Origin of the sequence: Pseudomonas quasicaspiana (assembly GCF_021147825.1) — a bacterium.
Lineage (GTDB): Bacteria > Pseudomonadota > Gammaproteobacteria > Pseudomonadales > Pseudomonadaceae > Aquipseudomonas > Aquipseudomonas quasicaspiana.
This window is the reverse complement of sequence record NZ_JAGTPI010000020.1, coordinates 21,678-34,769: the sequence shown is the minus strand read 5'-3', so window position 1 is coordinate 34,769 and position 13,092 is coordinate 21,678. Positions and strand designations below refer to the sequence as shown.

Annotated in this window: 9 protein-coding genes, 1 tRNA gene and 1 pseudogene; 6 read left to right on the top strand and 5 right to left on the bottom strand. The window is 56.8% G+C overall.

The window, feature by feature from the left end:
* Positions 1-29 precede the first annotated feature (29 nt).
* Entirely contained in the window at positions 30-1,055 is a 1,026-nt protein-coding gene (gene tsaD / locus KDX30_RS14030) for a tRNA (adenosine(37)-N6)-threonylcarbamoyltransferase complex transferase subunit TsaD (RefSeq protein ID WP_027899462.1), read from the bottom strand.
* A 198-nt stretch (positions 1,056-1,253) separates the two neighbouring features.
* Between tsaD and rpsU the strand changes: the two genes are divergently transcribed.
* The 6 genes and pseudogenes from rpsU to KDX30_RS14000 all read left to right on the top strand — a co-directional run bounded on the left by rpsU (position 1,254) and on the right by KDX30_RS14000 (position 9,873).
* Entirely contained in the window at positions 1,254-1,469 is a 216-nt protein-coding gene (gene rpsU, locus KDX30_RS14025) for a 30S ribosomal protein S21 (protein ID WP_002551877.1), read from the top strand.
* A gap of 520 nt (positions 1,470-1,989) precedes the next feature.
* A complete protein-coding gene (gene dnaG / locus KDX30_RS14020) occupies positions 1,990-3,948 on the top strand; it encodes a DNA primase (protein WP_027899463.1) in 1,959 nt (652 codons plus the stop codon).
* 67 nt (positions 3,949-4,015) lie between these two features.
* Positions 4,016-5,866 carry an RNA polymerase sigma factor RpoD gene (gene rpoD, locus KDX30_RS14015; protein ID WP_027899464.1) on the top strand — a complete coding sequence of 617 codons (1,851 nt, stop codon included), beginning with the start codon at positions 4,016-4,018 and terminating at the stop codon, positions 5,864-5,866.
* 413 nt (positions 5,867-6,279) lie between these two features.
* Positions 6,280-9,222 (top strand): annotated as a pseudogene (locus KDX30_RS14010) (sensor domain-containing protein); the annotation flags it as partial.
* Positions 9,223-9,237: 15 nt separating this feature from the next.
* A tRNA-Ile gene (locus KDX30_RS14005) sits at positions 9,238-9,314 on the top strand.
* 235 nt (positions 9,315-9,549) lie between these two features.
* Entirely contained in the window at positions 9,550-9,873 is a 324-nt protein-coding gene (locus KDX30_RS14000; protein ID WP_231676372.1) for a helix-turn-helix domain-containing protein, read from the top strand.
* 167 nt (positions 9,874-10,040) lie between these two features.
* Here KDX30_RS14000 and KDX30_RS13995 read toward each other — a convergent pair whose 3' ends face one another.
* The 4 genes from KDX30_RS13995 to KDX30_RS13980 are packed head-to-tail and all read right to left on the bottom strand — an operon-like array spanning position 10,041 to position 13,062.
* Positions 10,041-11,198, bottom strand: coding sequence for a glutathionylspermidine synthase family protein (locus tag KDX30_RS13995; protein ID WP_231676369.1), 1,158 nt, complete (start codon positions 11,196-11,198; stop codon positions 10,041-10,043).
* Positions 11,199-11,212: 14 nt separating this feature from the next.
* Positions 11,213-11,929 carry a DUF1190 domain-containing protein gene (locus KDX30_RS13990; protein ID WP_027899469.1) on the bottom strand — a complete coding sequence of 239 codons (717 nt, stop codon included), beginning with the start codon at positions 11,927-11,929 and terminating at the stop codon, positions 11,213-11,215.
* 26 nt (positions 11,930-11,955) lie between these two features.
* The gene (locus KDX30_RS13985; protein WP_027899470.1) at positions 11,956-12,381 is read right to left on the bottom strand and encodes a DUF350 domain-containing protein; all 426 of its coding nucleotides are present in this window, start codon (positions 12,379-12,381) and stop codon (positions 11,956-11,958) included.
* Between the two features lie 12 nt (positions 12,382-12,393).
* A complete protein-coding gene (locus KDX30_RS13980; protein WP_231676366.1) occupies positions 12,394-13,062 on the bottom strand; it encodes a DUF2491 family protein in 669 nt (222 codons plus the stop codon).
* Between the last annotated feature and the right edge of the window lie 30 nt (positions 13,063-13,092).

Below are 13,092 nucleotides of genomic sequence, written 5' to 3'. Positions count from 1 at the left end.
CCTCACGTCGCCGGTTTAAATCCTTGAACCTACAAACCTTGCAACTGCTCCATCGGCCAGCGAGCCTGAACGCTGATGCTCAGATCTTCCTTCTGCCCCGCCAATAAACGCTGGCATCCGGCAAAAGCGATCATCGCGCCGTTGTCAGTGCAAAACTCAGGGCGCGCATAGAAAACATTGCCCTTGAGCTCGCCCAGCATTTTTTCCAGAGACGCGCGCAGGGACTTGTTGGCGCTTACGCCGCCCGCAATCACCAGACGCTTCATGCCGGTCTGCTTCAGTGCCCGCTTGCATTTGATGGTCAAAGTCTCCACCACTGCCTGCTGGAAGGCCAGCGAGATGTCGCAACGAGTCTGCTCGCTGTCGTCTCCGACACTTTGGCACTGCTGCCAGGTCGTCAACGTGGAGGTTTTCAGGCCACTGAAGCTGAAGTCCAGCCCCGGGCGATCCGTCATTGGACGCGGAAAGACAAAACGCCCGGCCACACCTTTGGTCGCCAGTGCCGCAATTTCAGGTCCGCCTGGATACTGCAGGCCCATCATCTTTGCCGTTTTGTCGAAGGCTTCGCCCGCAGCGTCATCCAGCGTCTCGCCCAGCAACTCATACAGGCCAATGCCATCAACCCGAACCAGTTGCGTGTGACCACCGGACACCAACAAAGCGACGAACGGAAACTCCGGCGGCTGCGCTTCCAGCATCGGGGCCAGCAAGTGACCTTCCATGTGGTGAACGCCCAGCGCAGGAATATCCCACGCGAACGCCAGCGCCTGAGCGCACGAGGCGCCGACCAGCAAAGCGCCTACAAGGCCCGGCCCTGCTGTGTATGCGATAGCATCGATGTCTGTAGCGACAACACCCGCATCGGCTATGACCTGACGAATCAAAGGCAACATGCGCTTGACGTGATCACGCGAAGCAAGCTCCGGCACCACACCGCCATAAGCACGATGCAGGTCGATTTGACTGAACAATGCGTCGGCCAGCAGCCCGCGCTCACTGTCGTAGAGCGCGACGCCGGTTTCGTCGCAAGAGGTTTCTAATCCCAGTACTAGCATGGGTTTGCGCCTTGTTTAGGCTGAATTCGAAGGCGCGCATAATAGTCGCCGTCCGATGCCCCGACCAGCGGTTTTCGATCAGAGGCTTTGCATTCCTCTCAATGAGGGGTTAACATCCGCAACCCTTAAAAACCGACGTACTTATGTGCAGTCTTTGCACGAGACGTTGACCCCGGTAATGAATGAAGGTAGCTCTGGATGCCAGCCGTCAAAGTTAAAGAGAACGAACCCTTCGACGTAGCTCTGCGTCGTTTCAAGCGCTCCTGCGAAAAAGCCGGTGTTCTGGCTGAAGTTCGTAGCCGCGAATTTTACGAGAAGCCTACTTCTGAGCGTAAGCGTAAAGCAGCAGCCGCTGTTAAGCGTCACGCCAAGAAAGTACAGCGCGAACAGCGCCGCGCCGTTCGTCTGTATTAATTTACAGACGTCTGTCGCAAGCTTCTGCAATGCCCGGCCCCAAAGCCGGGCTAGCGGCAGTTAAGGCACCGCATAAGCTACATCGAAGAAGCACACAGGTCGCACACGCGCACCTCACACTTCCTCAAAGCACGTCCCGCCTGAGATTCAGGCCACGTTGATCACGTCGTTATGACGAATGCATCAAGGTGAATGACGAGTATGCCTTGATGATCTTCGCAAGAAGCTCAGCCAAGGCAGCGTCGCCCTCGACACGCTGAGCACAACGAATCCGTAACCGGTATTCGGTTTGCTACAAACAGCAACATGCTTAAAAGCCGCCACTGCCTGATTTCTGCTGCCTGATGTTAACAGCGGGTCACGGGTAGATTGCTGGCAGCTACCATTCCAGATAATGATGAGCAGCCGCGCTCCAGTCAGGCTGTGCATGCCCTTGCGGCATTACAGAAAGACCTGCAGCAGCCGTTACATCCTGGATTCGCCACGAGCCTCATGGCGGAACGCTTGATATGAGAACGATATGGCCGGGCTGATTCCCCAAGGCTTCATTGACGACCTCCTGAACCGCACCGACATTGTCGATGTTGTCAGCTCACGTCTGCAATTGAAGAAAACCGGGAAAAACTTCAGCGCCTGCTGCCCGTTCCACAAGGAAAAGACGCCGTCTTTCAGCGTCAGCCCCGACAAGCAGTTCTACTACTGCTTTGGTTGCGGCGCAGGGGGTAACGCCCTTGGTTTCATCATGGACCACGACAATCTGGACTTCGTCCAGGCCGTCGAAGACCTGGCGAAATCAGCGGGCATGGAAGTTCCCAGAGAACAAGGTACTAAAGGGCAAAAGCCCCGCCAGCCTGTGGACTCGCCGCTTTACCCGCTGCTGACAGCCGCCGCCGAGTATTACCGCCTTGCGCTGAAGAACCATCCATCGCGCAGAGCCGCTGTGGAATACCTGAAAGGTCGCGGCCTTTCCGGCGAGATCGCCCGTGACTTCGGTCTTGGCTTTGCCCCGCCGGGCTGGGACAACCTGCACAAGCACTTGAGCAGCGATACGCTTCAACAGAAAGCCATGATTGATGCCGGCCTGTTGATCGAGAATGCCGAAACCGGCAAGCGCTATGACCGCTTCCGCGACCGGGTGATGTTTCCGATCCGCGACAGTCGCGGCCGGGTCATCGCTTTTGGCGGACGGGTATTGGGTGACGACAAGCCCAAATACCTGAACTCGCCGGAAACACCTGTATTCCATAAGGGCCAAGAGCTTTACGGCCTGTTCGAAGCACGCAAATTCAATCGCAACCTCGATGAAATCATCGTGGTCGAAGGCTACATGGACGTCATCGCTCTCGCCCAACAAGGCTTGCGCAATGCCGTTGCAACACTGGGCACCGCGACCAGCGAAGAACACTTGAAGCGGCTGTTCCGGGTTGTACCTAACGTCCTGTTCTGCTTTGACGGCGACCAGGCGGGTCGCAATGCCGCATGGCGCGCACTGGAAGCAACGCTTTCCAGCCTGCAGGACGGACGCCGCGCACGATTTCTGTTTCTGCCCGAAGGCGAAGACCCGGACACTCTGGTTCGCGCTGAAGGTACCGACGCGTTCAAGGCCCGCATTCATCAGCATGCGCAGCCGCTGGCCGACTATTTCTTCGAACAGCTAACCAAGGAAGCAGACCCACGCTCCCTTGAGGGCAAGGCCCACATGGCCACCCTCGCAGCACCGCTGATCGACAAAGTGCCCGGCGCCAACTTGCGCACGCTCATGCGTCAGCGACTGACGCAGATAACCGGCCTGAGCAACGAAAACGTCAGCCAGTTGGTGCAGAACGCACCGGCGGAGGCGCCCCCGAGTTACGACCCGGGCTTCGATTACGACGCGATGCCCGACTATGCTGATTACCAGCCACAGGTCGGATACGAAGCCCCTCAGCAAGAATGGACGCCGAAAAAATCCGGCGGCCAGGGCCAGAAAAAGTGGGAAAAGAAGCCGTGGGACAAAAAAGGTAAGCGTGGAGATGACGAACCACGTGCCCCGCGGACGCCGACGACCGTCGAACCACCAACGTTGACGGCATTGAGAACACTTCTGCATCACCCGGAGCTGGCCGAGAAAGTCGAAGATGCGAGCCACCTGGCGGCAGAAGATCATATTTATGCGCAGCTACTGGTCGCTTTGCTCGAAGCCTTGCAAAAAAATCCGAAGCTGCGCTCGCTGCAACTGATCGCCCGCTGGCACGGCACAGAACAAGGCCGATTGCTGCGAGCATTAGCGGAAAAGGAATGGTTGATCTCGGCCGATAACCTTGAACAACAGTTTTTCGACACTATAACTAGGTTATCCGCCCGCCAACGCGAGCGAAGCCTGGAGCAATTAATCAGGAAGGAACGCCAGTCAGGCCTGGACGCGGAGGAAAAACTTCTGCTGCTCAAGCTGTTAAATCGGAATGTTCCTGCACAAACCCCGACCTCAACTGGCGCGTGAGGTCATAGCTCGGGTATAATCCCCGGCTTGTTTTTTGCCCGCCAAGACCTTCAGTGGATAGGGTGTTATGTCCGGAAAAGCGCAACAGCAGTCTCGTATCAAAGAGTTGATCACCCTGGGTCGTGAGCAGAAGTATCTGACTTACGCAGAGGTCAACGACCACCTGCCTGAGGATATTTCAGATCCCGAGCAGGTGGAAGACATCATCCGCATGATTAATGACATGGGGATCCCGGTACACGAGAGTGCCCCGGATGCGGACGCCCTGATGCTGGCCGACGCCGATACCGATGAGGCAGCCGCAGAAGAAGCGGCCGCAGCGTTGGCAGCGGTTGAGACCGACATTGGTCGCACCACTGACCCTGTGCGCATGTATATGCGTGAAATGGGTACGGTCGAGCTTCTGACACGTGAAGGCGAAATCGAAATCGCCAAACGTATCGAAGAAGGCATTCGTGAAGTGATGGGCGCAATTGCGCACTTCCCTGGCACGGTTGACCACATTCTCTCCGAGTACACCCGTGTCACGACGGAAGGCGGTCGCCTGTCCGACGTGCTGAGCGGCTACATCGACCCGGATGACGGCATTGCGCCGCCAGCTGAAGTCCCGCCGCCTGTCGACCCGAAAACAGCCAAGGCTGCCGAAGGCGATGACGACGAGGAAGAGAAGGACGAGTCCTCTGACGACGAAGAAGAAGTCGAAAGCGGTCCCGATCCGATCATTGCCCAGCAGCGTTTCGGTGCGGTTTCCGATCAAATGGAAATCACCCGCAAAGCCCTGAAAAAGCACGGCCGTGACAGCAAGCAAGCGATTGCCGAACTGGTTGCACTGGCTGAGCTGTTCATGCCGATCAAACTGGTTCCTAAACAGTTTGAAGGTCTGGTTGAACGCGTTCGTAGCGCACTTGAGCGCCTGCGTGCTCAGGAACGCGCCATCATGCAGCTGTGCGTACGTGATGCACGTATGCCGCGCGCCGATTTCCTTCGCCAGTTCCCAGGCAACGAAGTCGACGAAAGCTGGACGGATGCGCTGGCTAAAGGCAAAAGCAAATACGCTGAAGCCATTGGCCGCCTGCAGCCTGATATCCAGCGTTGCCAGCAGAAGCTGACCGCGTTGCAGACCGAAACCGGTCTGACCATTGCTGAAATCAAGGACATCAACCGTCGCATGTCGATCGGCGAGGCCAAGGCCCGTCGCGCGAAGAAAGAGATGGTTGAAGCGAACCTGCGTCTGGTGATCTCGATCGCCAAGAAGTACACCAACCGTGGCCTGCAATTCCTCGACCTGATCCAGGAAGGCAACATCGGCTTGATGAAGGCGGTGGACAAGTTCGAATACCGTCGTGGTTACAAGTTCTCGACGTACGCCACATGGTGGATCCGTCAGGCCATCACTCGCTCGATCGCCGACCAGGCACGCACCATCCGTATTCCGGTGCACATGATCGAGACGATCAACAAACTCAACCGTATTTCCCGGCAGATGTTGCAGGAAATGGGTCGCGAGCCGACCCCGGAAGAGTTGGGCGAACGCATGGAAATGCCTGAGGATAAAATCCGCAAGGTATTGAAGATCGCTAAAGAGCCGATCTCCATGGAAACCCCGATCGGTGATGACGAAGATTCGCACCTGGGTGACTTCATCGAAGACTCGACCATGCAGTCGCCAATCGATGTCGCTACCGTCGAAAGCTTGAAAGAAGCAACTCGCGAAGTTCTGTCGGGCCTTACCGCCCGTGAAGCCAAGGTTCTGCGTATGCGCTTCGGTATTGATATGAATACCGACCACACGCTGGAAGAAGTGGGCAAACAGTTCGACGTGACTCGTGAGCGTATTCGTCAGATTGAGGCGAAGGCTCTGCGTAAGTTGCGCCACCCGACAAGAAGCGAGCACTTGCGCTCGTTCCTTGACGAGTAAGCGAGCAAAGCTGCACACAAAACCCCCGGCCCTGCCGGGGGTTTTGCATTATGGGTCGCAAATTTTCAACTTGGAGTGACGGTTTTCTCACTACGGCTACACTCTTCGGAGTGCCATCACGCCATCATGAGGCTGCCATGTTACAACTGTCGGCCATTATTCTGACGTACGCTCTAGGTTCTACAGCGGCTGCCGCGAACACGGAAGACCTTTCTACCCTTTACTCCGGGGTAATCTCGGTTTCGCAATTCATGAGCGTTAGCTCGCTCCCTGGACCTACGGCCCTTTATGCGACGTCATCCATGCCGTCGGCCAGTGCAAACCCAACGAGCATCAACACCCCCTCTACAGCATCTGAATCCGGATCAGAGCTGATGCCACGCACCAGCGGCACATCACTCAAGGAAAGCTTCCTGCTATACGGCCTGCCGGGGCTTTTGCTGCTTTCAACTGTCTTGATCATCGTGATTCGTGTGAACCGTCAACTGAGCTCGGAAATCACCCGAAGGATGGAGCTGGAGCAACAACTCCGAAGTAGCGAGTATCACTATCGCGGAATGGTCGAGAGCCTGTCGGCAATTGCCTGGGAGGCCAACCCGGAAGATTATTGCTACAACTACGTCTCACCTCAGGCTGAGAGCCTGCTGGGCTACCCGCTTCATCAATGGAAGGAACCTGGGTTCTGGCAGAGCATCGTGCACCCTCAGGACTTGCAGAAGACTGAAGCGCTGTGCAGAGAAGCCGCCAGCAGCGGCAACGATCACAGTGTCGACTACCGCGTCATCAGTGCTGACGGCCGAACACTCTGGATACGCGACATCGTCAGTTTGATAAAGCAGGGTCGTAAGTCCGTCATGCGCGGGCTGATGATCGACATCAGCGAAACCAAGCAAACCGAAGAAGCCCTGCGACTTTCCGAAGGTAAATTCGCCTCGGTATTCGCTCAGTGCCCGGACATTCTGGTGATTGCCAGCCTGGTGGACGGCGCCGTTCTGGAAGCCAATACCGCATTTGTCGACCAGATAGGCTTCCCCGTGGAGGACATCATTGGGCGCACACCCACCGAACTCGACATCTGGGGCATTCCAGGCATAGGCCCCGGGATACTGGAACGACTACAGAAAGGCAGCATCCGCAACCTTGAGATGCCCTTTCGGCGCAAAGACGGCCGCATGTTTTCCGGGCTGGTTTCCGCCGAACCTTTTGACCTGGACTCCACGCCAGCGGTAGTCGTTGTCGTGCGGGATATCACCCAGCTCAAACAGGCCCAGCAAGAACTTCAGATGTCTGAAGAGAAGTTCGCCAAATCATTCCATTCCTCACCGGACGGCCTGCTGATTACTCGTCAGCGCGATGGGATGCTGGTCGAGGTCAACGAAGGGTTCAGCCGCATCACCGGTCACGAAAGCTCGACCTCACTGGATCAGTCCGTCATCGATCTTGGAATCTGGGCGAATCTGGACGAGCGTAGCAAGCTGCTGGAGCAGTTGAACCGCGAAGGTTTCGTCCGTGATTTTCGTAGCCACATCAGGCACAAGGATGGTCAGATTCGGCTGTGTGAAATCTCGTCACGGCCACTGCTAATCGGCGGCGAAGCGTGCATGCTGACCATCGCCCGGGACATCACCGAGCGTCATCAGATGCAGGAAAAGCTGCAACTGGCTGCCACTGTCTTCGAGAGCACTGCGGAGGGGGTGTTAATCACCGATACCCGACAGCGAATAAACGCGGTCAATCGGGCCTTCAGCGAAATTACCGGCTATAGCGAGCAGGAAGCGCTTGGTCAAACACCAAGCCTGATGGCTTCAGGTCTGCATGACAGCGCGTTCTATGCAGCCATGTGGTACCAGTTGACCGCTGAAGGACATTGGCAGGGAGAAATAACAAACCGCCGAAAAAACGGGGAGGTCTACCCAAGCTGGCTGACGATCAGCGCGGTCCGAAACAGGGAACAGTTCATCACCCACTTCGTCGCAGTCTTCGCCGACATTTCAAGCCTCAAACATGCTCAAGCACGCCTGGACTATCAAGCTCATCATGATCCGCTGACCGGTCTGCCCAATCGCACGCTGTTCGAAAACCGCCTGCAAGCCGCCTTGCTGCACAGCATGGAATCCAACAGCCTTGGCGCGGTGCTGTTCCTTGACCTTGATCGCTTCAAGCACATCAATGACAGCCTCGGACACCCCGTGGGCGACCTGCTGCTCAAGGGCATCGCACAACGCCTCAAAGAAACCCTGCGCGACATCGACACCGTGGCGCGCCTGGGCGGAGACGAGTTCATCATCCTGCTGCCGGGCCTGCTGCACCCGAGCGACGCCGAAACCATCGCCGCCAAGCTACTGGCCTGCTTCACCGCACCGTTTCAGGCCGGGGAACATGAGTTCTTCATGAGCGCCAGCATTGGCAGTTGCCTGTTCCCTACCGACGGTCACGACGTGGCTACCGTGGTGAAGAATGCTGACGCCGCCATGTACCGCTCAAAAGCCAAAGGTCGCAACCGCGTTGAAAGCTATACGCAGGACCTGACCTCACAGGCCAGCGCCCGCATCGCTCTCGAACATGAACTGCGCCGAGCCATCGAGCGTAATGAGTTCAGCCTTTGCTATCAGCCGAAAATCAGCCTGCTCAGCCAACAGCTGGTTGGCGCAGAAGCCCTGCTTCGCTGGACACATCCCACTTTTGGCGAAGTACCACCTGAGCATTTCATTCCGTTGGCTGAAGAGAATGGCATGATTCTGCAGATCGGCGATTGGGTACTGGAACGCGCCTGCCTGCAACTGTACGAGTGGAACAAGCTTTACGCCCCTTTCGGCGCGCTCTCAGTGAACCTCGCTGGCGCACAGTTACGCCAGCCCAATCTGCTGGCCCGGATCGAGCAACTGCTCTCTGACCACAACCTGGCCCCCGACTGCCTGCAACTGGAGATCACCGAAAACTTCATCATGAGCCAGGCCGAAGAAGCCCTCGCCGTCCTGCACAAACTCAAAACCCTCGGCGTACAACTGGCCATTGATGACTTCGGCACAGGCTACTCATCCCTGAGCTACCTGAAACGCTTGCCACTGGACATCCTGAAAATCGACCAGTCGTTCGTTCGCAGCCTGCCCGATGATCCACACGACGTCGCCATCGTCCGCGCCATCATCGCCCTGGGCCGCAGCATGCAATTGACCGTCATCGCCGAAGGCGTAGAGAACAACGAACAACAGCAATTCCTCGCCAACGAAGGCTGCGAACAGATCCAGGGCTACATCGTCAGCCTCCCTCTCCCACCCGATGAATTCAGCTCGAAATTTCTTCGTACGACTCTTTCGGACTTTTCGGATAGCACAGCATCGAAACCGCCGTTATAATCCGCGGCCTACTGAGGGCCTATAGCTCAGTTGGTTAGAGCAGGGGACTCATAATCCCTTGGTCCACGGTTCGAGTCCGTGTGGGCCCACCAAATTAAAAAGCCGCGCTAATGCGCGGCTTTTTTTGTTTTGGGTTGAATACTTTCATGCGTTCGAAACGCTGGAAAGGTCCTGAATAGGGACATAGGTCCCTTTTAAGGGCCGATACATTTGACATGCCAGCCCTTCCCCTAAACGATGCGCTCTTCGCGAAAAAATCACCGGAAGTACCGGCTGCTCAATCCGAGGCTAAAAAGCAGCTGAAGATCACTCAAAGGATTTGAAAAAATGATTGAGATCGAAGAAGGTAGCGGCAACGTCTACGCTGACCTCGGCCAGGATGACGCCAAGGAGATGCTGGTCAAGGCTCAGCTAGCGTCGAAGATCGGCGGCATCATCAAAGCTCGCCATCTGACTCAGCTCGAAGCAGCTGAAATCCTGGGCATGCCTCAGCCCAAAGTGTCCGAAATGCTGCGCGGGAAATTCAGAGGAATCAGAGAGACCAAGATGATCGACTGCCTGTCTCGACTTGGGCGTGACGTTCAGATAGTCGTCAAGACAGCGCCTCGTTCGCGTCATGGTGTGGGACGTGTTGAAGTTGTGTTTGCTTGATCGGGCGTTAAGTTACGACGACACTGCCAAGCAAATGAAGGCAGCCCTGTGGGAGCGAATTCATTCGCGAAGGGGTCGGTGCATCCGATAAAGAACTATCGCCCGTGATGCCGCATTCGCGAATGAATTCGCTCCCACAGGTATACCGCGCTTGCAGTTTCGTAGCCTCAATCCACCACCACATGTGGCAAGAACCGGCTGCTGTCCTTGGTGATCAGGCTGTCGTCTTCCCGAATGCCAATCCCTGAAGCCACATCGCCCACGACCCATGAACCAATGAGTGTGTAGCTGTCGCCGAAGCGTGGCAGCGGGGCGAATTTTTGCAGGATGTAGGGCGCGTCGTTGTAGGGGCCGTCTTCGAAAATGACTTCGTCACCGGGGGTGCGGATTTCGATGTTTGCACCTTCGCGGGAGAAGTAGGGTTTGCGGACCCAGCCTTTCGGGACAGGCGCTCGCGGGTCTTTGTCGACGAAGGTCGGCAGCAGATTCGGATGGCCTTCGTTGAATTTCCAGAGCAGCGGCAGAATGCCTTTGTTGGAGATGATGGACTTCCACGCAGGCTCGATGAATTGCGTGTCGCATTGCGGGACTGCCTGCCCATGAGGCTCGTGGAACACGTGTTCCCAGGCATGCAGTTTGAAAATACGCTCGATCCAGCGGCCTTCAAGGTCGACGAAGCGGCCTTGGGAGTTGAGGCCGATGTCTTCGATGTCGATGTGCCGGGTTTCGATGCCGACGTGTTCCGCCATCTTGCGCAGGAACTCAGTGGTGCCTCGGTCTTCTGCTGAACCTGACATGGCGGAGAAGTAGAACGGCCCGCCCTCTCTGATGGCTGCGAAAGCCCGGACCAGATCTTCTGCCAGCGAATTGAACTGCGAGGCATGTGCAGGCAAGACGCCTCGGGCGATTTGCTCTTCCAGCCAGATAAGCTGAAATGCGCCAGCTTCATAGGCAGAAGTTGGCGTGTCCATATTGCCTTCCAGCAGCTTAGCCGGATTCACGCCGTCATAACTGAAGTCGAAGCGCCCGTACAAATGTGGGTGCCCTTCCTTCCAGGACGTCCGGACCAGATCGAAGAACGCTGGCGGGATGGCCAGTTCAGTCAGCAACTCCTCGCTTTCCACCACCCGCTCGACGGCATCCATACACATGGCATGAAGCTCCTGAGTCGGAGCCTCAATGTCGCGGGTGATCTGGGCTTCGGAGAACTGGTAGTAAGCGCGCTCATCCCAATAGCGCTCGCCGTCGATGGTGTGGAAATCGAATCCCTCACGCTCGGCGGTCTCGCGCCAGTCAGGCCGCTCTTCGATACTGATCTTTTCCATGGCTGGCGCTCCCGTTAGCCGCCGAAACCGCTGCTTTTGCCGCCCCAGCCGCTGCGAGCCGTTGCCTGGCTACCAAACCCGCCACGGGAAACCGACGACGAGACTGACGAGTTACGGCCCAGTGTGCTCTTGGAGTAGGTACCGGTTGAGCTGGTGCGCGCCTGAGTGGAATTGCCGAAGGTCTTGCCGCGCTCGATCTGACGCGACAGCGTCGAGGACTGATAGCCGCCGCGCGAGTCGCGCTCCTGATAAACCGGTTGGGAATAGTAACGACCGCCGCCACCACTGAACCCGTTGATCATGTTGCTGACCAACATGCCCATCAGAAACCCGTTGACGCCGGAGCTGGCGAAGCCTGAGCCCCCCGACTGGTTCGCCTGAGCCTTGGCAGCCTCGACCTGATCCTTGGGCAGCTCACCGGAAATCTCCAGCTGAAAGCCGCCCAGCTTGGGCGTGAATTTGCCGTCGGAATTCTGCTGGCAGTAATCAGGGACAAAATCTGCTTCACATGCGGCCGCATTGTCGTAAGTTGGCGCAATACGGCGGTGATCCGCCAAGGCCGTCATGTAGGCATCCGAGCACACATCGACGGGAACCTTCTGGTCCACGCAGGCTTGCACAGTCGGATACGTCTGCTGGGCCGTCACTTCCACAGTATCGGACTTGCTGCACGCACTGATGGCCAGCGGCAAGGTGCTGGCCAGGACCAGCTTCAAAGAACTACGTCTCATCGAATACTCCTTTCGATCACAGGCAATCAGGTCGACGGCGTCATGCAGGCCGAATTGAGGAAGCCAACACTGATCGAAACGCTGGCTGCGTAAATGGCAGCGGCCAGTTCGCCACGGGTGATGCGAGCCGAGAGGTCTTTGAGAACAAAATTGGTCGCGGTGAACGCCAACAATTGCACGACGGCTGCGATAAGCGCCCAGATCACCACGTCCAGCACACTGATGCTGTAAGTAATCACGTTACTGGCAGGCAGGGCGAAACCAATCAATGCACCGCCCAGCGCAATAGCTGCAGCGACATTGCCTTCACGAATCTGCACGAACTCTTTGTGCGGCGTCAGACGTGTGTAGGCCATCTGGAACAGAGCGAACAAGCCACCCGCCACAATGATGTAGATAATGAAGCTCAGCACGGATTGAAAACTGAGGGACAAACTAAGCGCATCAAGCATTTTTACTTCCTTTTAGAGGACGGTGAAATCAGTGGATTGCAGCGTGACGCCAACCGAGGTTGTGAGCGAGACCACGCCCTCTTCATCCTCTTCGACAGACAGCAGCAAAAACTCGCGTCGATCAATCAAGCCCGTGTCGCGGGCGTACAGCATACTCAAATGCTCGATACGGTAGCTGCCATCCGGGTTGGCAACATGTTCAGTCATCGGCGTCAGCTCAGTCTGTCCTTGTTCAGTACCCCACTGGCGCTCGTACTCCCAGCCGTCATGCTCATACACTGGCAAACCGATTTTCGATTCAGGGCCCACCAGACGCTTCAATTCAGACTCGCTGTTGATGGTCACGACACTGCTGTAGCCGAACAGGATAACGTCCTGAACGTCTTCAGCCGCAGGGCCATTCATCATGACCTGCATCCAGTAGTCTTCATCTTCGAAATAGAAGCGCAACAGCCGGATGGACTGTCCGAGGTCAACATGGCCCACAGACCAGACCACCTCTTCGTTGGGTACGACCAGTTCCGAATGCCCATCAAGCAGCAGCTTGAGGGAGTCATCAAGATCCAGCATGCGCCCGGTTGCCAGGCCAAACGGCGCGAGCAACGCAGCGCCATTCAACGGCGCGGTCGCGGCGGATGGCTTTGGCGGTGCCAGGCCCAAAGCTCGTTTGATCCAACTCATAATGCGTTTCCTTTCATTGACGCCAGAGCG

Coding starts and splice junctions, on each gene's coding strand:
- tsaD (WP_027899462.1), bottom strand. CDS start 1,055: ATGCTAGTACTGGGATTAGAAACCTCTTGCGACGAAACCGGCGTCGCG.
- rpsU (WP_002551877.1), top strand. CDS start 1,254: ATGCCAGCCGTCAAAGTTAAAGAGAACGAACCCTTCGACGTAGCTCTG.
- dnaG (WP_027899463.1), top strand. CDS start 1,990: ATGGCCGGGCTGATTCCCCAAGGCTTCATTGACGACCTCCTGAACCGC.
- rpoD (WP_027899464.1), top strand. CDS start 4,016: ATGTCCGGAAAAGCGCAACAGCAGTCTCGTATCAAAGAGTTGATCACC.
- KDX30_RS14000 (WP_231676372.1), top strand. CDS start 9,550: ATGATTGAGATCGAAGAAGGTAGCGGCAACGTCTACGCTGACCTCGGC.
- KDX30_RS13995 (WP_231676369.1), bottom strand. CDS start 11,198: ATGGAAAAGATCAGTATCGAAGAGCGGCCTGACTGGCGCGAGACCGCC.
- KDX30_RS13990 (WP_027899469.1), bottom strand. CDS start 11,929: ATGAGACGTAGTTCTTTGAAGCTGGTCCTGGCCAGCACCTTGCCGCTG.
- KDX30_RS13985 (WP_027899470.1), bottom strand. CDS start 12,381: ATGCTTGATGCGCTTAGTTTGTCCCTCAGTTTTCAATCCGTGCTGAGC.
- KDX30_RS13980 (WP_231676366.1), bottom strand. CDS start 13,062: ATGAGTTGGATCAAACGAGCTTTGGGCCTGGCACCGCCAAAGCCATCC.